Genomic DNA, 24438 nt, shown 5'->3' with positions numbered 1-24438 from the left:
CATTGGCGACATAAGCAAGTATTAGAAGTTTAAAGCGAGATTATCATGGAAACATACTATAAAGCCATAAACTGGAATGCTATCGAAGATGTCATCGACAAATCAACTTGGGAAAAGCTGACGGAGCAATTCTGGCTCGATACACGGATTCCCTTGTCTAATGACCTGGATGACTGGAGAAAATTGTCCAACAAGGAAAAAGACTTGGTCGGCAAAGTCTTCGGAGGATTGACCCTGCTGGATACTCTCCAGTCTGAATCTGGTGTAGATGCCCTACGCAAGGACGTCCGTACTGCCCACGAAGAAGCCGTCTTCAACAATATCCAATTCATGGAATCCGTCCACGCAAAATCTTACTCTTCTATCTTTTCGACCTTGAATACCAAGGCTGAAATCGAAGAAATCTTTGAATGGACCAACACAAACCCATACCTACAAAGAAAAGCAGAAATTATCAATGAAATCTATCTCAATGGTAGCCCACTAGAAAAGAAAGTTGCCAGCGTTTTCCTTGAAACCTTCCTCTTCTACTCAGGTTTTTTTACACCCCTCTACTATCTCGGTAACAACAAACTAGCTAACGTTGCGGAAATCATCAAACTGATCATCCGTGATGAATCTGTTCACGGAACCTACATCGGCTATAAATTCCAACTTGGTTTCAATGAATTGCCTGAAGAAGAGCAAGAGAAACTCAAAGAATGGATGTACGACCTGCTCTACACCCTCTACGAGAACGAAGAAGGCTATACGGAAAGCCTCTATGACGGTGTGGGCTGGACTGAGGAAGTCAAAACCTTCCTTCGTTACAATGCCAACAAGGCCCTCATGAACCTGGGACAAGATCCACTCTTCCCAGATTCAGCTGATGATGTCAATCCTATCGTAATGAACGGGATCTCAACAGGAACATCTAACCACGACTTCTTCTCTCAGGTCGGAAATGGTTACCTTCTTGGTGAAGTTGAAGCCATGCAAGATGATGATTACAACTATGGTTTAACCAAATAATTTGCAGACTCTAGAAAACGACTAACTTGATGAGCAAGTTAGTCGTTTTTTATCAATTATCATCAGCTAGCGCTTTCGTCCTCAGCTACTTCACGATCCTCTTTCTTAGGAGCTGGCGGTTCATAGGCACGGATAATCTGCGCCACCACTGGATGGCGAACCACATCCTTGGCTGAGAAATGGACAAAGTCAATCTGGGAGATATTCTTCAATTTCTCTTGAGCGTCAATGAGGCCAGATTTGACATTACGAGGCAGGTCAATCTGGCTGATATCTCCATTGACAATCATCTTGGACTGGAAGCCGAGACGTGTCAGAAACATCTTCATCTGCATGATGGTGGTATTCTGAGCTTCATCCAGAATGACAAAGGCATCATCCAGCGTCCGCCCCCGCATATAGGCCAGGGGTGCAATCTCAATGATTTCTCTCTCCATGAGGCGTGTCGTCTGGTCCTTGCCCAAAATCTGATACAAGGCATCATAGACTGGACGCAGATAAGGATCCACCTTTTCCTTAAGGTCACCAGGCAGAAAGCCCAAACTCTCACCAGCTTCTACCGCTGGCCTTGTCAAGATGATTCGTTTGACTTGCCCACGCTTGAGAGCAGTCACCGCCAAGGTCACCGCCAGAAAAGTCTTCCCTGTTCCAGCTGGTCCAATCCCAAAGACGATATCATGATTTTTAACGCTGTCCACATAGATTTTCTGGCCAAGTGTCTTGACCCGAATCGGCTTGCCATAGCTGTCCTTGATAATCTCTTCTTCGTAAAGAGCTACAAACTTATCAATCTCGTCATTTTTGACCATGGTAATGGCTGTTACAACATCGGGTGTGCCAATTGTCATGCCACGATTGACCAATACCAAGAGAGCCTGAATGACCTGTCGAGTCTCCTCGCAGGCAGCCTCCGTACCCAAAATCTGCACAATCTCGGTTCGGGCATGGATGGTGACCTGCAATTCTTGCTCCATCAGGCGCAGATGGCGTTCATTAGAGCCAAAGAGATGAAAGGCATCATCTGGATGACCCAATTTTAATTCTACTGAATGTTCCTGCAAACAAAGAACCTCTCTATTTTAATATTTTTGAATGAATTACCTTTATTATATCAAAGCAAGGAGAAAATGACTATACCTAGCCATTATCCACTCAATGGGCCTGATATTCTTCCCAAATCGCATCAAACTCGCCCAAGTTAAAGGAAAAATTTGCATGCTCCTCTAGAAAACGGCTGACCTCATCAAAATCGTCCGTATGCTTGGGAAAGGCCGTATCCTGAAAAGCCAAATCCGCCAAAATAGCTTTGGGCTTATTACTTTTAGGATTGCGCTCCGTCATCAGCCAGCTGTAAAAAGATTTTCTCATTTAAATCAACTCCGTTCCAGTCGGGTCCTGCTTGATTTTACCAGCTTTCATGAGACCGCCCAGGGCTTTTTTAAACTGGCCTTTGGAAATACCAAAAGTGGCCTTGATATCGTCTGGTGAAGATTTATCATTCAAAGTCATGAAGCCACCGTTGCTCTCCAGATATGTCAAGATCATCTGAGCATCGTTTTCCAGCATTTCAAAGGAGCGAGGCTTAAGGGAGAGGTTAAGGGTGCGGTCTACTTCACGGAAGCCAATTACCCGTGCGTCCAAGACCTGCCCCAGACGTGGCTCTGCATAGCGCTCGCTCGGATGGATAAAGCCCAGCATATTATTCTCTGGCAGATAGACGAAGGTGCCAGAAAGCTTGAGCCGATAAACAATGGCTGGCCAATTTTGGTTCTGCATGTTATTGTAGGCAGGACGAGCCAAGCGCTGGAAGTCCTCCTGATAGGCCAGCTGTCCCCAAATGCGGTCTTTCTTGTCCACACTGAGACGAATATAGAGGCGGTCGCCTTTCTTAGGCCAAAGTTCCTTGATTTCTGGCAAAATATCCAGTGACACCACGATTTGCTTATCTGGCAGACCCGTATCGACAAAGACCCCCAGATCCTTGCGAACCTCCGTCACTGTTCCCCAGCCAAACTGATCTTGGGTCGCTGTAACCTCAAGAGTTGTCAGGCGAAGTTTCTGCTTCATATCGCTGTAGGCAAAGCCCTTGACAGACTGACCGAGCTCATGCGGTCCCTCTTCTTTAGAAAGGGCATAAGTTTGTCCGTCCTTCTGGACAAAGTAAAAACGATCGTTTTCATCCGTGATAATCCCCACGATGAAGCTAGCAAGATTTGTGTTCATATAGTCCTACTTCTACCTTGCTTCTTCTAATCGCAAGGATTTTTATGTTAAAACAACTCAGTCAGCAAAGGCCAACTGAGTTTTGATTCTGATAAAATATTAAACTTCTAGAAGTTCTTTTTCTTTAGTCGCTGTCATATCATCGATATGCTTCACTGCATCATCAGTGACTTTTTGGATATCCTTTTCAAGAACCTTCAATTCATCTTCAGTGATTTCTTTAGCCTTTTCCTGTTTCTTAGCTTCGTCCATAGCGTCGCGACGGATGTTACGAATCGCAATCTTAGCATTTTCACCGACTTTTTTCACTTCTTTAGCCAATTCACGACGAGTTTCCTCTGTCAGAGCTGGAATAACCAAACGAATGACAGATCCGTCGCTAGATGGTGTGATACCTAAGTCAGAGGCATTGATGGCACGCTCGATATCCTTGATAGAAGACTTATCAAAAGGTGTCACCAAAAGCACACGCGCTTCTGGAATCGTGATAGAAGAAAGTTGGTTAAGCGGTGTCTCTACTCCATAGTATTCCACATGGATACGATCCAAAAGGCTAGCATTAGCGCGGCCTGCACGGATGCTACCAAATTCACGCGCCAAACTTTGGTGCGAATGGGTCATTCTTTCTTTTGCTTTTTCTACAATTGCATTTGCCATTTTCTTTTCTCCTGATTTTTATAAATTATTTGAGACAGTTGTCCCGATTTGCTCGCCAAAGACCACTCGTTTGATATTGCCAGGTTCATTCATATTGAAGACTACTAGGTCAATATCATTGTCCATAGAAAGGGTAGAAGCAGTCGAGTCCATGATGCGCAAACCTTTGTTGATGACGTCACGGTGGGTCAATTCATCAAACTTCACAGCTGTTTTATCCTTGTTTGGATCGGCATTGTAGACCCCATCCACACCATTTTTAGCCATGAGGATAGCGTCCGCCTCAATTTCCGCAGCCCGCAGAGCAGCTGTCGTATCTGTTGAGAAATATGGTGAACCAATACCAGCACCGAAAATAACAATCCGACCTTTTTCCAAATGACGAAGAGCACGTCCACGAATATAAGGCTCAGCCACCTGCTGCATCGCAATCGCTGTCTGAACGCGGGTGTCAACGCCCACTTGCTGCAAGGAATCTGCCATTACAAGTGCATTCATGACTGTTCCCAACATGCCAGTATAGTCCGCTTGAACGCGATCCATACCTGCTTCTGCTGCTGGCTCGCCTCGCCAAAGATTACCACCACCGATAACCAAGGCAATTTGAATGCCCAGTTCATGGACTTCCTTGATTTCTTCAGCCATCTTTTGGACAGTGGCGATGTTGATCCCTACACCTTTTTCGCCAGCCAAAGCTTCTCCAGATAGTTTAATCAAAATACGCTTATATTTAGGTTCTACCATTTTTCCACTCCTTGTTTTATCTGTACTATTTTACCATAAATTCCACTTTTTACCTAGCCCTATTATTCAAAATATTAAATTAAAATACAAAAAGAAAACTCCACCAGATGACTCCAGTGAAGTTGTGATTTATTTATATTTTAAAGCACGTTTGAAGGTCTTCCAAGCTCCCAAATCATCTGTCTGCAAGACAAGGCTGGAGTAGATTCGTGCAATGAAAACGGTCATCATCACCGCAAAAGCAGCTGTAATTCCTAGAGAAATCCAAGCTTCCAAGCTGGTCGCATAACCATTGATAGCTCGGAAAGGCATGAAAAAGGTTGAGATGAAAGGAAGGTAAGAACCAACCTTCAAAATCACATTGTCTCCTGCTGCCCCTATCGAAGAAACTCCCATAAAGCCAACTAAAATCAGCATGATAACGGGCGAAAGGACTTTTCCTGTATCTTCTGCTCGTGCCACCATTGAACCAAGAAAAGCTGATAAGACAACATACATAAAGATACTAACTGCTACAAAAGCTAGGGTATTCAAAGAAACAGCTTCTCCGATATACTGCTGAATGGCTGGATTGCTCTTCAAGACTTGGGATACAAGAGGAATGCTGTCCGCAAAGAGAAAGGCCGCCAGTCCACCAAGCACATAAATGCCCAGATGGCTAAGAATAACTGCAAAAATCCCAATCATACGGGCATAGAAATAATCGGTCGCCTTAATACTGGAGAAGATAACTTCCATGATTTTAGTGCCTTTTTCACTGGCCACATCTTGGGCAGTAACGCTAGCATAAGTAATCAGAATCATATAGAGCAGTAAGCCCAGCCCCATTGCAGCAAAGGTCTGAACCATCTTCTTGCCCTCTTTATTTTCATCGATTTTTTCTTCAAACTGGACTGTCCGCGCAAGAATCTGACTCTGCTCAGCTGATAAATTGGCCTGAGCCAGGTTTAAAGCCTGCTGGACCTGGATAAGGGAATTGGACAAAACCATTTTCGTTGCAGCGTTCATGCTGGTTTCTGCATAGTAGGTGGCAGAGAGCTGTCCGCCTTTTTCCTCAACCGTCAGATAGCCTGCGATTTTCTTATCTTTTACAGCCTGCTTGGCTGCAGCTTCATCTTTATACTGAAAACTCAGCTGATCTTCAGCTCTTAACACTTCTCTGACAGAATCAAGCTGGGTCAGTACTGCTACCTTTTGAGAGGAAGCCATAGAACTTCCCTGAAGATAACCGATCCCCAAGCTCAGCCCAAGAAAGAGAAAAGGAGACAAGACCATAAAGACAAAACTCCAAGACTTGACATGACGCAGGTAGGTTTCTTTGATTACGATTAACATTTGTTTCATACTTCCACCCCTGATTCTAATTTGAAAATTTCATCAATTGTCGGTGCCTGCTGGTCAAAAGTTACCACATAGCTTCCCTGAGTCAAGCGATCAAACAATTCAGGACCAGCTGTTTCATCATCTAGAATCAATTTCCAGATTCCTTGCTTGGTCGGCGTCACCTTGACGACATGGGGCAAGGCTTCTAATTCAGCCTGAGACAAGTCACTTGAGACGAAAAGACGAGTCTTGCCATATTGGTTGCGAACTGCCTGCACATCCCCATTGAGGACCACTTGCCCGTCACGAATCATCAAGACATCATCGCACAGCTCTTCCACATTTGTCATAACATGATCCGAGAAGATAATCGTCGCTCCGCGCTTTTTCTCTTCAATAATGACTTCTTTCAGGATTTCAGTATTGACGGGATCCAGACCGCTGAAAGGCTCATCTAAAATAATCAAGTCTGGCTCATGCAGGAGCGTGATAATCAGCTGAACCTTTTGCTGGTTCCCCTTAGACAAGCTCTTGATTTTGTCGGTTAATTTCCCCTTGACCTGAAGCTTTTCCATCCACTGGGGCAGTTTTTCTTTGACAACAGCTGTCGGCACACCCTTTAGATTTGCCAGATAGCGCACTTGCTCAAAAACCGTCAGCTTGGGCATCAGGCTTCTTTCCTCAGGCAGATAGCCAATCCTGCTATAGGTCTCCTGCTCAATAGACTGCCCTTCGAAATGAATCTCTCCACTATAGTCTAGGAAGCGCAAAATACTGTGAAAAATCGTTGTTTTCCCAGCACCGTTTTTCCCAATTAAACCAAGGATATGCCCCGGCTGGGCTTCAAAATCAATGCCGAACAAGACTTGCTTTTGCCCAAAACTTTTTTCTAGTTTTTCTACATGAAGCATATGAAACCTCCTATTATAATACTAAGATTATTATACTACTTTGAAAGCAGTTTTTCATCTTTTTGTCCTACTATACAAGAAATTTTCTCTCTATTTTTCATAAATAGAATAAGAAACCCGCTCCAGCTAATACCACAAAAAATGAGGCTCGAAAACCTCATTCATTCAATGTATTTTATTCATCGCTCTTTATTGACCACCCAGTTGAGGAGCTTGGTCAGAAGAGTCCAGAGAACAAAGCTAATGATGATAATATAAAGCCAAGCATTTTTATCATCTGACAAAGGCAGGGGAACATTCATACCAAAGAAGCCGGTGATAACTGCTAGGACTGCCAGAAGAACTGAAATGATGGTCAAGACAGTCAAATTATCATTCAGATTGTTGTTCAGGATGTTATTGTAGGAGCCCGAAAGCTGGCTAAGAACCTGAGCAATCAAATCCGTCATTGAAACCAGCTGACGTGCCTCAATCATGGCATCTTCAAATTGCTCGGTCTCTAGTTCATCAAACCCACGATAAACAGCATGGCTCTTGATGTGCTCTAAAAGTATACTATTTTGCTTGGATGCCGCTACTAGGTAGACCATGGAGGTTTCTAAGTCCGAGAGGGCAAACAGGTGCTTTTTGGTGGTCTTTTGACGCAAAAGTCTGTTAAGCTCATCCTTGCGCTTGTCCATCTGCTCAATGACCGGATAGTAGGAATTGGAGATCAACTCTAGACTAGCAAAAAGAAACTTATAGACTGACACGGGCTCATGGTGCTCCGTGTAAGCCTTCATGATATCAACCACATAGGCATTGTCTTGATTGCTGATGGTGATGAGACGATCCTGCTGTACCACGAAAGTCATCGGAATAGTCTCATAGTAGTCCTTCTCTGTCGCTAAATTCAGGACATTATAGATAAAAAGAACCGTCCCATTCTCACGATTGTAGCCCATGTGAGCCCGCTCGTTCTTATCCAGCGCATATTCGATAGTTTCAAGGTCGATATTATAATCCTGATAAATCTGTCCATTCTTTTTAACATCATCTGAGTCAATGTTGATCCAGACAGATTGGTCTTTTAGTTTTCTTTCCAGAAACATAGAACTCCTTTCTGGGATCTAGAATGATTGTCTGATAGCTCATACCTAATGTCCACTCTTAGCCTCATAGGCAAAGCTCCTAGGTCCTGACAAGAAAGCTAGCAAGTCAATATCATCTTTTAAATATAGCTTGTAAAGAAGTTAGCTAAATCAAGTCACTAGCTACGACACGAAGATGCGGAAACGATTATTGTTCACCGATAAGTTGTAAGGCAGTTAGGCACTACGCTTACTTTCCTAGTGATGCGTTTAGGTAAGCCGCCATAGCGGTTACCGACTTTTATACTACGACACGGAGTTTGGCAAATCGATTTCATTTGCCAAACGTAGTTAGTGAGGCAGCTAGCTAGTCCGCCAAATAGCGGCTAGCGTCCACCAATTAGGAAGTTTAGTTCCAATTGGTAGTACTGAATCACATCTTCTCTTCTAACTCTACATCTGGATACTTATCCGCAAACCAACGGAGGGCAAAGTCGTTTTCAAAGAGGAAAACTGGTTGGTCAAAGCGGTCTTTGGCCAAGATATTTCGACTTGAAGACATACGCTCGTCTAGGTCTTCCGGCTTGATCCAACGAACTGTCTTTTTCCCCATAGGATTCATGACCACTTCCGCATTGTATTCATTTTCCATACGATGCTTAAAGACTTCAAACTGGAGTTGTCCCACAGCCCCTAGCATGTACTCGCCAGTTTGGTAGTTAGTATAAAGCTGAATAGCTCCTTCTTGCACCAACTGCTCGATTCCCTTGTGGAAGGATTTTTGTTTCATGACGTTCTTAGCAGAAACTTTCATGAAAATCTCAGGTGTAAAGGTTGGCAGTGGTTCAAACTCAAACTTGTTTTTTCCAACCGTCAAAGTGTCTCCAACCTGATAAGTACCTGTATCATAAACCCCAATAATATCACCTGCCACGGCATTGGTCACATTCTCACGACTTTCCGCCATAAACTGAGTCACATTAGATAGTTTGGCACCCTTACCAGTACGAGGCAGATTGACACTCATTCCACGCTCGAATTCACCTGATACGATACGGACAAAGGCAATACGGTCACGGTGACGAGGGTCCATGTTGGCTTGGATTTTAAAGACGAATCCTGAGAAATCCTTGTCATAAGGATCCACAATTTCGCCATCTGTTTTCTTGTGGCCATGTGGTTCTGGGGCAAATTTGAGGAAAGTCTCAAGGAAGGTTTGCACCCCAAAGTTAGTCAAGGCTGAACCGAAGAAGACCGGAGTCAGTTCTCCAGCAAGAATAGCTTCCTCTGAAAACTCATTTCCAGCTTCATTTAGAAGTTCAATATCATCCTTAACTTGTTCATAAAATGGATTGCTGCCAAAAAGTTTGTCTCCATCTTCCAGACTAGCAAAACGCTCGTCCCCTTTATAGAGCTCCAAGCGTTGGTTATAGAGGTCATAGAGACCCTCAAAGGCTTTCCCCATCCCGATTGGCCAGTTCATAGGGTAGCTGGCGATACCCAAGACTTCTTCCAATTCTTGCAAGAGGTCTAGTGGCTCACGTCCATCACGGTCCAGCTTGTTCATAAAGGTAAAGACAGGGATTCCACGGTGTTTCACAACCTCAAACAATTTCTTGGTTTGGGCCTCGATACCCTTGGCAGAGTCCACGACCATGACCGCAGCATCAACCGCCATCAAGGTCCGATAGGTATCTTCTGAGAAGTCCTCGTGCCCTGGTGTGTCTAGGATATTGACGCGTTTGCCGTCGTAGTCAAATTGCATAACAGATGAAGTGACCGAAATCCCACGTTGTTTCTCGATATCCATCCAGTCAGACTTGGCAAAGTTACCAGTCTTTTTCCCCTTGACTGTACCAGCCTCACGAATTTCGCCCCCAAAGTAGAGCAGCTGTTCAGTAATGGTTGTTTTCCCCGCGTCTGGGTGGGAAATAATGGCAAAGGTGCGTCGTTTCTTAATTTCTTCTTGTAAAGTCATTTTCTTCTCTTTCTTTCATTTTAGGATAATGGTGAATGTCAGTATTTTTATATTTTACATTGGAATATTCTAATCCTTTCAACCTACCTATTATAGCGGATTTAGCGCTTTTTTTCAATTATCTGAAGAACATAAAAATCGCTCTTGCCAGCGGTTCTATTCTTTACATTTTGCTAATTTGTCTTAAAATTCGACAATGACACTGCTAAAGAGGAAAATTGCAAAGAGTAAGATTAAAATCAAATTTAAGAAAACCCCTGCCAACTAAACTTGACAGGAGCTATAAAATGCAATATTAAACAATTTCTAGCTGCTTTTTCCAGCGTTTCTTAAATATTTCATCAAAAAGAAGCAAGGTAGCGGACAAAATAATCGACACAGCTAGATATTTTACTAAAAGATTGTGCTGACTGATAAAAGGCGGGCTTTTTAGCAGACCGTAATTTCCACCCGTCACTTGATTGACACCGACAAGAAAGGCATCAAGCACAAAAGTATAGAGGACAATCGTATATTTCTTGAGTTGGGTCTTATCGTAGTGATTCATCAGATAAATCAGGGAATTAACCAAGAGGGCATAGTGACCAATCAGGAAAGAAAAGCTGGTAATATGCGGGAAATCATAAGGATCAAAGACTGGATAGCCAAGGGCAAAGACTGCTCCGCTGGCTCCTAGAAGAGCGAAATACTGCTTGCTAGGCCATTTATCTGGCAGAAAGACCACCGCAAACATGGCCAAACGGCAATGGTACAAAGGCAGACTATTTGCCAGAGGTAGCTGAAAACCCACATACCAGCTATAAAGAATTGCCAGTTGGCACAATTGAAGAATTTTCATGCTTTTTACAAAGCTAGGATTCTTATGGTATTTTATCGATGCGTAGATAGACAGCAAAAGCAATGCCATCATCAAAGAGTAGGCCAAAGCTGAAACAAAGGGTGGTTCAGTTTGGTTGGTAGTCAAAAAATGATGCATCCTGTTTCCTTTCTACTTTTAAAATCTGTATGTTCAAACTCGCAGTCAGATTGAAAATCTAGGCAGAATTCTCCTAGTTGCTAAAGAAATCATTTCCTCTTCCAATCTTTATTGGATCAATCGCTCTGCCTGTCTTTCCTTCATTTCTTTGAACAAGTAAGAAAATAGAAGCAAGGCCGTCGCTAAGACCACAGACACGATCATATAATTCCCAAGCATACCATGATCTCCTACCAGAGGCGGATCCTTTAAGAAACCGTAGTTGCCCCCGAATGCAATATTTCCAAGCAAGATGAGGAAGTCTAAGCCAAAGGTGATTTCTATGATACGACGATAGGACAGATTAAGTCTATCATAATGCTTCATCAGGTAGATAATCGAATTGCCTAACAGGGCTAAATGACCGATGAAAAATGAAAATAGCGTGATATGCGGAAATGGATAGGGATCCAAAATCGGATAGACAATGGCGCAAATCGGTCCAAATACTCCCAATAAGGCGAAATATTGCTTATAGGCTACTTTATCTGGCAGTAGCAAGACAGCAAACATCGCCACTCGGCAATGGTACAAGGGGAGACTCTCCGACAAAGGCTCCTGAATAACCAAGTACCAGCCATACAAAGAGACTAATTGCACGATTTGGGCAACTCTAAAAAAAGCCTGTACTTTCTTTCGCTCAAAAAAACGACTAGCAACATAGATGACGGACACTAGGCTCATCATGAGCAGAATATAAGCAAAAGGCGTCATCACAGGCGGTTCTGTTTTNTGACTAGTAAAAAAANCTAGTAAATTCATCTTTAAAATTTTNATCCTAATAAATATTTTTTAAGGACACTGGGCTTGCTCTTCCTAGCAAAGTCCTTAATTTTTCTCAAAAAGTTTTTCAACTTTCTAGAGGTAATAGCTTCTGGCCCTTATAACTCTGGACAGATTGAGCTAGATTATCTAGTCTATTGGATATAAGCATCCAATCAGCATCAACTTCAATCTAGTCTATATATTGTTCTTGCTGATTCTGATAAATATCCCATAGAAGTTGCATCTGCTCTTTTGTTATCCTTTTCTCGGATAGAAGAGGCAAATCCTGTGGGGCAAAGAAACTCAGCTCAGCGATTTCTAAATTTGGCTGAAAATCTCCTTCTTTCAGCTGACATTCAAACACAAGTTTGACATACTGCTTACTTTGTGGCTGGAATTTATTGCTATCAAAGACAGCCAGCAAGCGTACTACGCTAGCTTGAAATCCCGTTTCTTCCAGAATTTCTTTTACTATATTTTCTTTGGGAGATAAACCTACTTCGCAGAAACCACCCGGCAGAGCCCATGTCTCCTCTTGCTGTCCTCGTACTAGACAAATCTTGCCCTGCTGAACGATAAAAGCTCGGACATCGACCAAAGGAGTCGCATAATAATCTGTCGGACGGAGCAAGTCAGATAGCTCATCCGGTTCCAGATGACTGGTCTCGCTGAGCAGCTGATTCAGATTGTCTCTGATATCCGCATAGCGTTCTCGATCAAAGTCACTGGCAGCAAAAGACAAGCCTGTATCCGTTATAGCCAACAGTCGTTGCAAAATTAAAGCTGTATCACTTGTCCCCATGCTCCAAGACCTCCACTAGTTTATCCAACTTCATCGAATTACTACCCTTGAGCAAGATTTGGTCGGAGGATTGCAACCAATTCTTAACAGTCTTAGTCAAATCTTCAAACTGATCTTTGTCAGCATTTTTGACAAAATAATGCACCCGATTTGGTGGGTAGATTTCCCGAGCATAGACGTAGAGGGCTTCCATGTCCTCTCCATAGAGGAAAAGATCGGTGATAATCTCTGGATTGAGACTGGTAATCATAGCTCCGTGCATGAGCTTGGAGTCAGCACCCAGCTCTTTCATATCCGCCAAGACTGCAGCCTTGCGGCCACCCTGACTATCTGGAATAGCTGAGAAGGTTTCAAGAATCAAGCGCATAGCTGTTGGATTGGCATTGTAAACATCTGACAGGATATCGGCCCCATTAGCCGCCTTCTTCCACTCGGTTCGATTGCGGGTCAATTCCAGCTGGGCAAAAGCCTGACGAATCGCCGACTCACTGACACCCTCCTGCAAGGCTACGTAAGACGCAATCATGGCGTTGGTCGCATTGTATTTGCCAGTCACAGGCAAGTCAATCGCCTGCTCCAGAAAATTCGCTTCAAAGGTCAAGCTGTCTTTGCGCTCTTCTAGACGGGTCAAGCAAATATCTGCATCAGGACCAAAGCGGACTACTTTTTGCTGATCTGGCAGAAAGTCATTGACAATCTTGTCTGCTGGAGCCAAGAGCAAGCCGCCTTCCTTCATGCCATCTGCAATTTGCATCTTTCCTTTAGCAATCTCCGTACGGCTTCCGAAAAATTCTAAGTGAGCTTCGCCAATCAAGGTCACAATGCCAGTTTTTGGCTTGGCAATTTCAGATAGAAGATGGATATCTCCTAAGTGGTCCTGTCCCATTTCCAAAACTAGCTTTTCTGTGTCGTCCGGCATGTGGAGCACCGTGTAGGGCAGACCGATTTCATTATTATAGTTGCCTTGGGTCTTATAGGTTTTGTAGCTAGTAGCCAATAGCTGAGCCAGCATATCCTTGGTTGTAGTCTTCCCATTGGAGCCTGTCACAGCGAGCACATCTACACCTGTCTTTTCCAGATAGTATTGAGCCAAAGCTTGAAAGGCTGCTAGCACATCATCGACCAAGACATAGGGTCCTTCTGCTACTGGACGCTCAGACAAGGTAGCTGCAGCTCCCTGAGCGAAGGCTGTCGCGATAAAGTCATGGCCATCACGCGCGCCCTTAAGCGGGATAAAAAGATCTCCCGCCTTAATCAAACGGCTGTCAAATTCAGCATTTCTAAAAGTTACATTTTTAAACTGACTGACATCATTTTTGGCAGCCAAGACTTCTGCTATTTCATATAAATATAATTTCATGTTTTTAACTCATTTTTCCGCTTTTTCCCAAAAAAGAAGGGAGTGAGGCCAAACTAAATACTAAACATTCAGTCTGTCATCTCAGTCCCTCTATTATATCATATTTATAAAAGATGCGCTTCTCTCTGAGCAAAGGCCTCTTCAGCTAGATTTACCAATTTCTCAATCAACTCGGAATAAGGCAGTCCCATATTTTCCCAAAGCAAGGGATACATAGACCATTGAGTAAAGCCAGGCATGGTGTTGAGCTCATTGAGGAAAATGTCCCCCTCTTCGGTGTAGAAGAAATCACAGCGAGCCAATCCCTGTCCGCCCAAGGCACGAAAGGCTGTCTCAGCATTGGTACGCATGACTGAAATAACCTCGTCTGAGATTTTTGCAGGGATATCCATGGTAATCTTATTGTCAATATACTTGGCTTCATAGTCGTAGAAAGCCACATCTTTGACTACTTCGCCCGGCAAGGTGCTCTTAACGTCATAATTTCCTAAGAGACCAACCTCAATCTCACGCGCATTGACTCCCTGCTCAACCAAGACACGGCTGTCGTACTTGAAGGCCAAATCCAATGCCGCTCGCAGCTCCTCTTGATTCTCAGACTTAGAAATACCGACACTAGAGCCCATATTAGATGGTTTGGTAAAAATCGGATACGTCAATTTTTCTTCGATTTCGGCAATTTTTTCTTCAAGATTTTCACCCTCAATCACCGCTACATAAGGAACCTGTGGGATTCCAGCAGATTCCAGAATACGTTTGGTGGTGATTTTGTCCATGGCAACACTGGAAGACAAGATATTGCAGCCCACATAAGGAAGGCGCAGCACTTCAAGAAAGCCTTGAATAGAGCCATCCTCGCCCATCGGTCCATGAAGGACAGGAAAGACAACTGCATTTTCCTCATAAATATCACTCGGTTTGACTTGCTGTGAAAGATCAACCGTTGCATTGGTCATGAGCTTTTCATCTGCAGCCGGCTTTTCTGTAAATTCCTGCGTCTTGATAAAATCGCCAGCTTTTGTGATGAAATAAGTCTTGACAGAAAATTTGTCATAATTGATAGCTCGCATGACACTCTCAGCCGACAAGACTGAAACTTCTCGCTCAGCGCTGCGGCCACCATATAGTAAAATCAAGGTTTGTTTGACCATTATCTTATCCTAACATTTCTAGCTATAAGTTCATTTTGGGTTGCCCCATCTTCTTTTTAGACTGTTTCAGTATACCATATTTCCCCGCATTTTTGAATAGAAAAAAGACTTCCAAAGCTGTTTTTCAGCAGGAAATCTTTCTTTCATCTTACAATTCTGTCCGATTTTCAATGGCTCGGAGCAGGGTCACTTCGTCTGCGTATTCGATATCAGCGCCGACAGCCAGTCCGCGGGCCAATCGAGTCACCTTGATACCAGCAGGCTTAAGCACTCGAGAAATATACATAGAAGTCGCTTCTCCGTCAGCCGTTGCATTGGTAGCTACAATCACTTCCGTCACTTGGCTGTCCATCAAGCGAGTCAGGAGACTCTTGAGGTTGATGTCATCTGGTCCTACACCGTTCATAGGGGAGATGAGGCCGTGGAGAACATGATAAAGACCGTGGTATTCTTGGATATTTTCCATAGCAGACACATCGCGACTATCCTCAACGATCAGAATCACAGTCTGATCGCGCGTTTGATCCGTACATATAGCACAAGGATCATCGTCCGTCAGATTGCCACAGATAGAGCAGTAGGTCAGCTCGCGTTTAGCAGCTAATAGATTTTTGGCGAACTCATTGACATCATCGTCACTCATCCCGATGGTATAAAAGGCCAGACGAGTAGCTGTCTTGATGCCGATACCCGGCAGTTTGGAAAAGCTATCAATCAATTTAGCGATAGGGGTTGGATAAAGCATAATGGTAATCGTTGAGCAATAAAATAATCAGCAAATTTTACTGCTTTTCCTTTCTAATTCATAGGGTGCTGTTGATTATAAAGGTTGATAATATCACGGGTAATACTGTGGCTGACCGTTGAGGAAAGGTCAGTATTGTGCGGAAAGACCACGGCTACAGCTATTTTAGGATTATCGCTTGGTGCATAGGATACAACATTGGTGTTGATAGCAGATGTACCACCGTTGACAAAGGTTTCGGCAGTCCCCGTTTTGGCACTGATTGAAACCATAGCGCCCTGCGCAATCGTCCGTCCAGTTGTAAAGCCACTCCATCCATTGACCACCTGATAGAAACCTTGTTTTATCAGAGCCATATTTTCCTCAGAAATATTGACCTGATTTAATTCTTTTGTTTTCTTCTTCTCAATCAAGTCTCCCAGTCCACCTTGGTCGTTGTTGGCGTAAATGCCTTCAACCAGATGCGGAGCTACCCGTTTGCCGTTATTGGCTACCGTCGACGCATATTGAGCCAACTGAAGTGGGGTGTAGTTATCAAACTGACCAAAAGCATCCGTAATATAATTGCTAACTGTGAAGTTTTGGGAAATGTAGCCTGTTGATTCTGTCGGTAAATCAATCCCTGTCTCAGCCCCTAGACCATATTCTGCAAAAGTCGAACGGAGCTTTTTCATTGAAGCATCAACGTTGTTGGTTCCTAAGGCCATATTTGGGCTATACGGAGTTCCCAGCATATTTAGGGCCACCTGAACCATATAGGTATTAGACGAGTATTCCAGAGCCTCCACCGCCGTAATAGAACGTGAACCATAGGCCGTAAACCAAGAATTGATGGGAGTAGAACCCGCAAAAAGAATCGGCTGATCGACCAAGGATTGATTCCCAGAAATAGCTCCGTACTGCCAACCAGCGGTTAAGGTAGCCGCCTTGACGACAGAACCTGGAACGAAAACATTTGTAATGGTACCCAGCGCATCCGCTGAGATATCGCCTGTTTCCAGATCGTGCTTGACACCAGCCAGGGCCAAGATTGACCCCGTATTGGGATCCATAGCCACGGCATAGACACCTTCTGAATAGGTGGCGTTGCCCTTGGCTAGCTCCATATTAAAGGCATTTCTAAGAATATCCTCAACACCCTGCTGAAAGGTCAGATCTACGGTTAGCTTCAGGTTGTTCCCTTTGCTTCCCTCGGAAATGGTCTCAACGCTCTCCATGTTGCCATTTTTGTCCAGCCGAATTTCTTTTTCTGCTCGTTTTCCTTGTAAAACAGACTCATACTCTTTTTCCAAATAAGAAATTCCCACTCGGTCATTCAGAGAATAGCCCTTCTTGACATAGTCATCTGCTTCCTCGGCTGGCAGACCTGTTTTTTCGGTTGAAATTTGACCAACAATTGAAGCCAACGATGTTTCCAAAACTTTCCGGTTCCAGCTGGTTGAAATACTAATACCCGGAAGCTCTTTGCCGATGGACGCAATCGTAGCGACCTGCTCCGTCGTCAAATCATCCGTCTGAATCGTCCCTGTTGAAAAGTTTGGAACGGCATTCATCTGGCTAAATAGAGCAATGATCTTCTTTTCCTCATCCGTATAGCCTAGCTGGCTTGGAGCAATACTCTCCGCTGCTGCCTTATAGATCTTGGCTTCAGGCAAACGATTGCCATCTGTATCAAATTTTTCTTCCTTGGGTAATTTTTCAACCACTTCTCGGTAAACTTTATTATCCGCCAGATAATAGTCAACTTCTTGGCGCTCGGTCACCTTTAGATCCGACACTGACACATATTGCAGTAACTTTTGTGCCGTTTCACGGATTTCTTCTGCTGTCAGTTTATTATCTCGCGTAAAGGTCACCACTTGCTTGGTTGTGTTCTCCACCAAGGGCTTGCCCGAAGCGTCATAGATCTGCCCACGAACAGAACTCGATTTAATCTTTGTTTTACTTGCTTTAGCTAATTTATCTGTATAAAATTCTTGATTGACGACCTGCATATAGCCCAGACGAGCGATCAGCACTAAAAATAAGACTCCGACAATTCCAAATAGAAGGTAGAGTCTGCCTGTGATAGAATGACTATCAAATTTCCTCTTAGACATTTCTTCTCTCATTCTCGTAAAAATCTATCTTTTATTTTACCACATTTCCCCAGCAATGAAGCATGGAAATCTAAAAGGATCGAAAAAGAATTTTTCTCCAATAATGAGAAAAAGCCCTGCTAAGCAGAGCTTCATCATCAATTATTTTCCAAGGTAGTATTCAGCAACTACGTTCAATTTTTCGTCGAATTCGAATACCAATGGTGGGAAGTTAGGGATTTCCACGTCCATGATTTCGTCATCTGACAATTGTTTGATGTGTTTTACAAGGGCACGGATTGAGTTACCGTGAGCTCCTACGAATACGTTTTTACCATCTTTAAGTACTGGAGCGATTTTATCTTCCCAGAATGGAAGGGCACGTTCCAAAGTTACTTTCAAGTTTTCAGCATCTGGGATAACTGAGTCGTCAAGTGAAGCGTAACGACGGTCAGTGTGAGCTGAGTGCTCATCATCACGGTCCATGTTTGGAGGCAATACATCGTATGAACGACGCCAGATGTGAACTTGCTCATCACCAAATTGTTCAGCTGCTTCAGCCTTGTTTTTACCAGTCAAACCACCGTAGTGACGTTCGTTCAAGCGCCATGATTTTTCAACTGGAACCCAGAGTTGATCAGCTGCTTCAAGCGCCAAGTTTGTTGTTTTAATCGCACGTTTCAAAACTGAAGTATAAGCTTGGTCAAATTCGATACCTGCTTCTTTGATCAATTTACCAGCGTCGATTGCTTGTTGTGTACCTTTTTCAGAAAGATCTACATCAGCCCAACCAGTGAAGAGGTTAGCTTTGTTCCATTCAGACTCACCATGGCGAGCAAAAACCAATTTTACCATTAGATGGATTCTCCTTTTATTTTCCGGGGTTCGCCCCGTTTATCTATTCTATTTTACAAAATTTTCTCTCAAAAATCTAGTCTCAGTGAGATATTTGTGAAATTTTCCACTTGCTCAGACTTTTGAAAAAATTAATTCTCACTCAAGACTTCTAGCTAGCTGCTTGTTTTTGCTGGGCGCACTCTGGACAAATGCCATAAACGACCATCTGACTCTTGGTGATTTGATAACCGGTCTGCTCTGCTGCTTCCTGCTGAACGTCTGGCAAATCCAAGTCCATATCTGCAATTCGACCATATTTTTCACAAATGACATTGAGGTGTTGATGCCCCATAAAATCATAATAGGTCGTCGTATCATTTCGGACTTTGAGCTCAGAGACAAAGCCTTCATCAATCAACACTTTTAGGTTGTTATAAACAGTCGCCAAGCTCATATTGGGAAATTCAGGCAAGAGGGCTTGGTAAATCATCTCTGCACTAGGGTGGTCATGACTGCTGATGATAAAAGCAATCACAGCCTTTCTCGTCTCTGTGATTCGAACACCTTTCAGCCTCAGATGTTCAATTACTTCATGGTAATTCTTTTCATACTCTTCATGCATCTTCTCTATACTCCATCCACATTCATTTCTAGCTTATTTCCATTATATCATGACAAACATAGATTTTCTATTAAGAATGATTGTAAATAAGGAAAAATATTAATCTGCCTAATAGACCTATTCATTTTAATTAAGTAGATTTTTGCCTCAAAGCACGATATGATAGAGATGTTAACAAATATGTAAGCGCTTAATTTTGATATATCGGTTTTATCGTAAGAAATTCTGTAACCAAACTTCTGCTATTTTACCTGCCTTGCAGGAAACATGCAGGACAACTATTTGGGTACGGCTGGTTTTCTATCACTTTTTAGAAAAAATATATAAATGAGGATATCATTATGAAAAAAACACCAAATCGCTGGTTCATTTTAGCAGCAGCTATCTTAACCAACCTTTCTTTAGGTGCTGGATACGCCTGGTCTGTTTTTCAAAAAGCGCTACTGGAAGCCAATGCTAGCCAAGGATGGGTGCAAGCTCAAACCTCTCTAGCCTTCAGTATCTCTTTTGCAATGGTGCCAATCGGCATGATTATTTTCGGACCTAAAGTCGATTCATTAGGCCCTAAGAAATTTGTCTTTCTAGGAGGCATTCTCTTTGGTGCGGGTATGTTTGCTACAGGATTTGCAACTTCTCTTCCTGTACTCTACTTGACCTACGGGATTGTCCTTGGTCTCGGTATCGGTTCAGCCTATGGCGCTTCAACTTCTGTCGCTACCAAATGGTTCCCTGATAAAAAAGGTCTCGCGGGTGGTTTAACCGCAGCTGGCTTTGGTCTTGGACCACTAATCATCGGACCACTTGCCAAAACTCTCATCGCTTCAATGGGCGTTTATTCTACATTTAAAGTTCTGGGAATTGCCCTACTTGTCGTTATCTGCTGCTCTTCTCTTGTCATGGAAAAAGCTCCAGCGGCTACTCCAGCATCAGGAAGTTCTGCACCGACAGGAAAAACTCACAAAGAAATGCTACGCGAAGGCAACTTCTGGTTGCTGTGGCTCATCTACATTTTAGGTGCTACTGGTGGTATGATGATTATCGGTTCAGCAGCGTCTATCTCCGACCAATATAAACTAGTTGGAGAAGCAACTCTATTCGTTATGCTGGTTTCTATCGCCAATACTTTTGGACGAATCTTCTGGGGAGCTGTATCGGACAAAATCGGCCGCTACCCTACTGTAATCGCCATGTTTGGCGCTGTCGCTGGTGGCTTGGCACTGACCGCCCTATTTAAAGGGGAAGGAAGCATCCTTGCAATCTTAGGCGTCATGCTTGTTGCCCTGTCCTTCGGTGGCTTCCTTGGATCTTTCCCAGGTATCACAGCCGAAAATTGGGGCGTGGCCAATGTCGGCACAAACTACGGCTGGATGTTCACGGCCTATGGTGTTGCAGCTATTGCCGGACCACAGTTAGGAGCTCGACTTGCTCAAGCAAACAAGGGAGACTATTCAATGGCTTTCTACATCGTTATTGGTATGGCACTCCTTGGTATCGTCCTACAATTATTCTATATTTCTAAATTAAAGAAAGCTTAAAATTAATTCTAACTCTGGGGTAACCCAGAGTTTTTCTTTGACAAAGAAACTATTAGCCAGCAAAAATTGAAAAGAGCTCTCCTGACCAACATAAAAGCCGAGACAAACTCGGCTTTTCTTTCTAACGGAACGATTCTAGATCAACGGTCAGCACTTGACCATCTCGAACGACCTGCTGCCCTGCAATGTAGACATCCTGAACATCGCTGCCCTTTACTGCGTACACTAGGTGCGACAGCATATTTTCCAAAGGATAAAGGTGAAGTCGTCCCTTAGGCTGAATGGCAATGAAATCGGCTTGCTTGCCCGCTTCCAGACTGCCAATTTTGTTATCCAATCCCAGCGCCTTGGCTCCTTCAATGGTCAAAGCCTTCAAAACCTGCTCGATCGTAAACTGAGTCGCATCACCTGCCCGCATTTTCTGGAGGAGGGCTGCTGTCCGACCTTCTTCAAACATGTCTAGATTATTATTGGAAGCGACAGAGTCCGTCGCTAAGCCAACAGTCACCCCAGCGGCTAGTAAATCCGTCACTGGAGCTACACCGGAAGCTAGCTTGAGGTTGCTGATAGGATTGTGGGCGATGCTGACTGGAGATGCCGCTAAATCTGCAATCTCTGACGGATTGAGCTCAACCCCGTGAGCAAAAATGGCTGGCCGCTCCAAGTAGCCAAGCTCTTTCAAGAAAGCCAAAGGCCGTTTACCATAGCGCTCCAGTATGATTTTATTTTCATCCTGTGTCTCCGCCACATGGATATGAAGCTTCAAATCCAGCTCACGCGCTAGCTCAAGACTGCCCTTAAGTAGCTCTTCGTCACAGGCATAAGGCGAATGAGGCGCCACCATGACCTGAAAATCTTCATCATTGTAGGAGCGGATTTTCTCAATAATCGCCCGTGTACGAGCCAGAGTCTCTGCTGCTGTTTCAGCTGCTGAGCTAAATAGGGTCGGTGAGAAATAGCAACGCATACTAGACTGCCGGACAGTCTGATAAATCCGGTCAATATCCACTCCCTGAGGATTATACATATCATTAAAAGTCGTTGTTCCTGACTGCAGCATTTCAGCCAAAGCCAGCTGAACAGCCTGGGTCGTTAGATCCGCTGTGAATTGACTTTCTGCTGGCCAGATATAGTCCTCCAGCCATTCATGCAGATTGCTATCGTCACGAATCCCACGCAGCAAGGTCATGGCCGAGTGCGTATGGCAGTTGACCAGCCCCGGCATGATCCAAGCACCTTCATAATCCACCAACTCACTGCACTGTTCTAGCCAAGCCTCGTCATAGGGACCACAGTAGGCAATGCGTTCATCCTCAACCACAAGCAAACCTTCCCGATAAACATGAAATGCGCTGTCACAGGTCACCAGATTGACATTTGTATAAGCTTTCATCCTTGCTCCTTCTCATTTCGTTTTAGCTATTATAGCAAGCCTAGTAAACTAGCGCAAGAATTTTCTAAGATTATTTAAAATAAAGATAATCAGGATTGGGAGTCATATAATACAACTCTCCTTTAGAGAAAATCAGATTAATTTTATGTTGCTTATAGCTATATAAAATAAAGTCACTCTCCAACTGATAGTCTTGGTTCAAGCTAGCTGCCTGAGCAATATCCGCCGCTGTTACATAGAAAGCCTTTGCCTGCTCTCCCGTCACATGCTGACCTCGATAGAGCTCTTTTATATTTTCTAACTCCTGAGCTTTAAAAGTGTCCTTAATATAATTCGGATCCTTTATGACGGCCTCTGGCTCGCCAAGAACCTTTTTGACTTGCTCCTCTGTATAGCCTTTGAAATCAGGCGTTTGAGCACTAAATCCTCCTTCAAAAGAGCGATAAGAGACCTTGGCATTGCCTGTTGCATAGATCTTGTCTGTATTGGCAGACTGTGCATCTTGAGGCAAGCCATCCGTTACTTCATCTTGCGAACTTGTCGCCTTGCTCTCAGAAGCTGGAGAACTAGATGATGAGGTCTGACTGCTCTTTGATTTTTCTTGCTGACTGGAGCCTGTAGCCTTCGTCGATCCTGATTTCTTTGGTATTTTCACCTTTTGGACAGAAGAGGCTTCAGACCTAGGAACCCTTTTCCTTGGATAATAGCAAGCTGTCAAAGCCATGACAGCTGCAAGCATGGTTAAAAAGGTTATTATTCTTTTAAAATACATAGTTACCCCCATTTCTTAGCTACATTATATCATATTCTAAGTTGAGCAAGAGGAGCATCCTGATTTTTGCTGCCTTCTCTAACAAACAAATACTATGTCTTCTAGAAAGTTCAGATGATTGATGTTATGCCAAAACATAAGAAAAAACCTACTGCACAAGCTAGGAAGCTGATACAGTAGGCTTTTGATCTTTGTCTTATTTTACAGCGTCTTTAAGAGCTTTACCTGCTTTGAAAGCTGGAACTTTAGAAGCTGCGATTGTGATTTCTTTACCAGTTTGTGGGTTGCGACCTTTACGTGCTGCACGCTCACGAACTTCAAAGTTACCAAAACCGATCAATTGAACTTTTTCACCTTTTGAAAGGTATTCTGTAACTGCTGCAAATACAGCGTCAACTGCTGCTGCTGAATCTTTTTTAGTCAATTCTGTAGCTTCTGCCACTTTTGCGATCAAATCTTGTTTGTTAGCCATTTAACAAATCCTCCAATTTTTTTCTGGGTTAATAACCCTAACAGATATTATCATATCTAAAAAAAGCGTCTAGGTCAAGTCTTAAGCAGACATTTTACAAATAATTTACCTTATTTATAGCGAACTAGAACGGCCCATGCATTTTCTCCAGTGTGAGTTTGGATGATCGAACCTGTTTCTAAGACAGAGATTGGTTTTTCAACAAATTCCTGCAGCTCTTCCTTCATTTGATTAGCAAATTCTGGTCCACCCGCATAGGAAATTCCGATTTCTTCAATTTCCTTCTCTTTCAGAGACTCTTTCAAGTCATCCAGCCATTTCTTAAAGGTTTTAGCGCCCCGGCCTTTGACAATAGGAGTCAAGGTATGATTTGTCATCTGCATGACGACACGAATATTTAAAAGCGAGCTAATCAGACCGGTCACACGGCCGATACGACCACCTTTGACTAAATTTTCTAAGGTTGATACGCCGATGTATAGCTCCGTCTTGGCTTTGACTTCCTCAAGTTTTTCTAAAATCTCCTCCAAAGTCGCTCCGGCTTTTGCCATTTTAGCAGCCTCAACGACTTGGAACTTCATCGCTTGGTCCGTGAAAGAACTATCGACAACCGTTACATCAGCCTTGGCCAAGGTAGCTCCCTGACGAGCTGCCTCTACGGTGCCAGATAAAGCATGAGACATGTGAATCGAGATAATTTGGACATCTTCCGCTGATAAATCTTCGAAAACCTCAGCAAATACCCCAACTGGTGGCTGGCTGGTCTTGGGTAGATTTTTACTAGACTTCATCAACTGAAGGAATTCTCCTTCCTTCAAATTGGAATCCGAGTAGACTACACCGTCAATCATGACTGTCAAAGGAACTATTGTAATATTCAAATCTTTTGCTAGTTCAGGCTCAATCGTAATCGAAGAGTCTGTCACAATTTTAATTTTTGTCATATTTTCCCTACTTTTATCCTGTTATTGAGT

The 24438-nt window shown here is 43.5% G+C and carries 24 protein-coding genes; 2 read left to right on the top strand and 22 right to left on the bottom strand.

Going from position 1 to position 24438, the window contains the following annotated elements:
• Positions 1 to 45: 45 nt before the first annotated feature.
• Positions 46 to 1011: a class 1b ribonucleoside-diphosphate reductase subunit beta gene (nrdF, locus tag D8793_RS05005; protein ID WP_125371010.1), complete on the top strand. Its 966-nt coding sequence runs from the start codon at positions 46 to 48 to the stop codon at positions 1009 to 1011.
• Positions 1012 to 1073: 62 nt separating this feature from the next.
• Here nrdF and D8793_RS05000 read toward each other — a convergent pair whose 3' ends face one another.
• The 18 genes from D8793_RS05000 to D8793_RS04915 all read right to left on the bottom strand — a co-directional run bounded on the left by D8793_RS05000 (position 1074) and on the right by D8793_RS04915 (position 19292).
• Positions 1074 to 2072, bottom strand: a complete 999-nt coding sequence (locus D8793_RS05000) for a PhoH family protein (RefSeq protein WP_125371009.1) — start codon at positions 2070 to 2072, stop codon at positions 1074 to 1076.
• A 91-nt stretch (positions 2073 to 2163) separates the two neighbouring features.
• Positions 2164 to 2379: a YozE family protein gene (locus D8793_RS04995; RefSeq protein WP_005589581.1), complete on the bottom strand. Its 216-nt coding sequence runs from the start codon at positions 2377 to 2379 to the stop codon at positions 2164 to 2166.
• Complete coding sequence (gene cvfB / locus D8793_RS04990; RefSeq protein WP_125371008.1) at positions 2380 to 3234, bottom strand: RNA-binding virulence regulatory protein CvfB; 855 nt, start codon at positions 3232 to 3234, stop codon at positions 2380 to 2382.
• 99 nt (positions 3235 to 3333) lie between these two features.
• A complete protein-coding gene (frr, locus tag D8793_RS04985; RefSeq protein ID WP_005589576.1) occupies positions 3334 to 3891 on the bottom strand; it encodes a ribosome recycling factor in 558 nt (185 codons plus the stop codon).
• Positions 3892 to 3909: 18 nt separating this feature from the next.
• A complete protein-coding gene (gene pyrH / locus D8793_RS04980) occupies positions 3910 to 4635 on the bottom strand; it encodes a UMP kinase (RefSeq protein WP_005589574.1) in 726 nt (241 codons plus the stop codon).
• 129 nt (positions 4636 to 4764) lie between these two features.
• The gene (locus tag D8793_RS04975) at positions 4765 to 5979 is read right to left on the bottom strand and encodes an ABC transporter permease (protein ID WP_125371007.1); all 1215 of its coding nucleotides are present in this window, start codon (positions 5977 to 5979) and stop codon (positions 4765 to 4767) included.
• A complete protein-coding gene (locus D8793_RS04970) occupies positions 5976 to 6869 on the bottom strand; it encodes an ABC transporter ATP-binding protein (protein WP_125371006.1) in 894 nt (297 codons plus the stop codon). The genes D8793_RS04975 and D8793_RS04970 overlap by 4 nt, the downstream gene beginning before the upstream one ends.
• A 179-nt stretch (positions 6870 to 7048) precedes the next feature.
• Entirely contained in the window at positions 7049 to 7960 is a 912-nt protein-coding gene (locus D8793_RS04965; RefSeq protein WP_125371005.1) for a magnesium transporter CorA family protein, read from the bottom strand.
• A 412-nt stretch (positions 7961 to 8372) separates the two neighbouring features.
• Entirely contained in the window at positions 8373 to 9917 is a 1545-nt protein-coding gene (locus tag D8793_RS04960; RefSeq protein ID WP_125371004.1) for a peptide chain release factor 3, read from the bottom strand.
• A 295-nt stretch (positions 9918 to 10212) separates the two neighbouring features.
• Positions 10213 to 10893: a YwaF family protein gene (locus tag D8793_RS04955; protein WP_125371003.1), complete on the bottom strand. Its 681-nt coding sequence runs from the start codon at positions 10891 to 10893 to the stop codon at positions 10213 to 10215.
• Between the two features lie 108 nt (positions 10894 to 11001).
• Positions 11002 to 11694: a YwaF family protein gene (locus D8793_RS04950; protein ID WP_125386874.1), complete on the bottom strand. Its 693-nt coding sequence runs from the start codon at positions 11692 to 11694 to the stop codon at positions 11002 to 11004.
• 193 nt (positions 11695 to 11887) lie between these two features.
• Positions 11888 to 12499 (bottom strand): NUDIX hydrolase N-terminal domain-containing protein, encoded by a 612-nt coding sequence (locus D8793_RS04945; protein ID WP_125371001.1) that lies wholly within the window; start codon positions 12497 to 12499, stop codon positions 11888 to 11890.
• Positions 12486 to 13859 (bottom strand): UDP-N-acetylmuramoyl-tripeptide--D-alanyl-D-alanine ligase, encoded by a 1374-nt coding sequence (locus D8793_RS04940; RefSeq protein ID WP_125371000.1) that lies wholly within the window; start codon positions 13857 to 13859, stop codon positions 12486 to 12488. The genes D8793_RS04945 and D8793_RS04940 overlap by 14 nt, the downstream gene beginning before the upstream one ends.
• 104 nt (positions 13860 to 13963) lie before the next feature.
• A complete protein-coding gene (locus D8793_RS04935) occupies positions 13964 to 15010 on the bottom strand; it encodes a D-alanine--D-alanine ligase (protein WP_125370999.1) in 1047 nt (348 codons plus the stop codon).
• A 148-nt stretch (positions 15011 to 15158) separates the two neighbouring features.
• Positions 15159 to 15755: a recombination mediator RecR gene (gene recR / locus D8793_RS04930; RefSeq protein WP_045496451.1), complete on the bottom strand. Its 597-nt coding sequence runs from the start codon at positions 15753 to 15755 to the stop codon at positions 15159 to 15161.
• A 53-nt stretch (positions 15756 to 15808) separates the two neighbouring features.
• Positions 15809 to 17866: a penicillin-binding protein PBP2B gene (gene pbp2b, locus D8793_RS04925; protein WP_125370998.1), complete on the bottom strand. Its 2058-nt coding sequence runs from the start codon at positions 17864 to 17866 to the stop codon at positions 15809 to 15811.
• A 129-nt stretch (positions 17867 to 17995) separates the two neighbouring features.
• Positions 17996 to 18688, bottom strand: coding sequence for a phosphoglycerate mutase (locus tag D8793_RS04920; RefSeq protein ID WP_125370997.1), 693 nt, complete (start codon positions 18686 to 18688; stop codon positions 17996 to 17998).
• 151 nt (positions 18689 to 18839) lie between these two features.
• Positions 18840 to 19292: a Fur family transcriptional regulator gene (locus D8793_RS04915; RefSeq protein ID WP_125370996.1), complete on the bottom strand. Its 453-nt coding sequence runs from the start codon at positions 19290 to 19292 to the stop codon at positions 18840 to 18842.
• 341 nt (positions 19293 to 19633) lie between these two features.
• Here D8793_RS04915 and D8793_RS04910 point away from each other — a divergent pair, with 341 nt between their 5' ends.
• Positions 19634 to 20827 carry an L-lactate MFS transporter gene (locus D8793_RS04910; protein WP_125370995.1) on the top strand — a complete coding sequence of 398 codons (1194 nt, stop codon included), beginning with the start codon at positions 19634 to 19636 and terminating at the stop codon, positions 20825 to 20827.
• 121 nt (positions 20828 to 20948) lie between these two features.
• On the opposite strand, the gene D8793_RS04905 is transcribed toward D8793_RS04910, so the two are convergent.
• The 4 genes from D8793_RS04905 to fakB all read right to left on the bottom strand — a co-directional run bounded on the left by D8793_RS04905 (position 20949) and on the right by fakB (position 24408).
• On the bottom strand, positions 20949 to 22220 hold the full coding sequence (locus D8793_RS04905) for a TRZ/ATZ family protein (RefSeq protein WP_125370994.1): 1272 nt from the start codon (positions 22218 to 22220) through the stop codon (positions 20949 to 20951).
• Positions 22221 to 22290: 70 nt separating this feature from the next.
• Positions 22291 to 22992: a DUF4947 domain-containing protein gene (locus D8793_RS04900; RefSeq protein WP_125370993.1), complete on the bottom strand. Its 702-nt coding sequence runs from the start codon at positions 22990 to 22992 to the stop codon at positions 22291 to 22293.
• Positions 22993 to 23188: 196 nt separating this feature from the next.
• Positions 23189 to 23464, bottom strand: coding sequence for a non-specific DNA-binding protein Hbs (gene hbs, locus D8793_RS04895; RefSeq protein WP_005589527.1), 276 nt, complete (start codon positions 23462 to 23464; stop codon positions 23189 to 23191).
• Between the two features lie 110 nt (positions 23465 to 23574).
• Positions 23575 to 24408: a fatty acid kinase binding subunit FakB gene (gene fakB, locus D8793_RS04890; RefSeq protein ID WP_125370992.1), complete on the bottom strand. Its 834-nt coding sequence runs from the start codon at positions 24406 to 24408 to the stop codon at positions 23575 to 23577.
• Positions 24409 to 24438: the final 30 nt, after the last annotated feature.

The sequence above is a fragment of the Streptococcus cristatus genome (assembly GCF_003943465.1).
Classification (GTDB): domain Bacteria; phylum Bacillota; class Bacilli; order Lactobacillales; family Streptococcaceae; genus Streptococcus; species Streptococcus cristatus_C.
The sequence above is the reverse complement of the archived record's forward strand: the minus strand, read 5'-3'. Positions and strand labels throughout refer to the sequence as shown.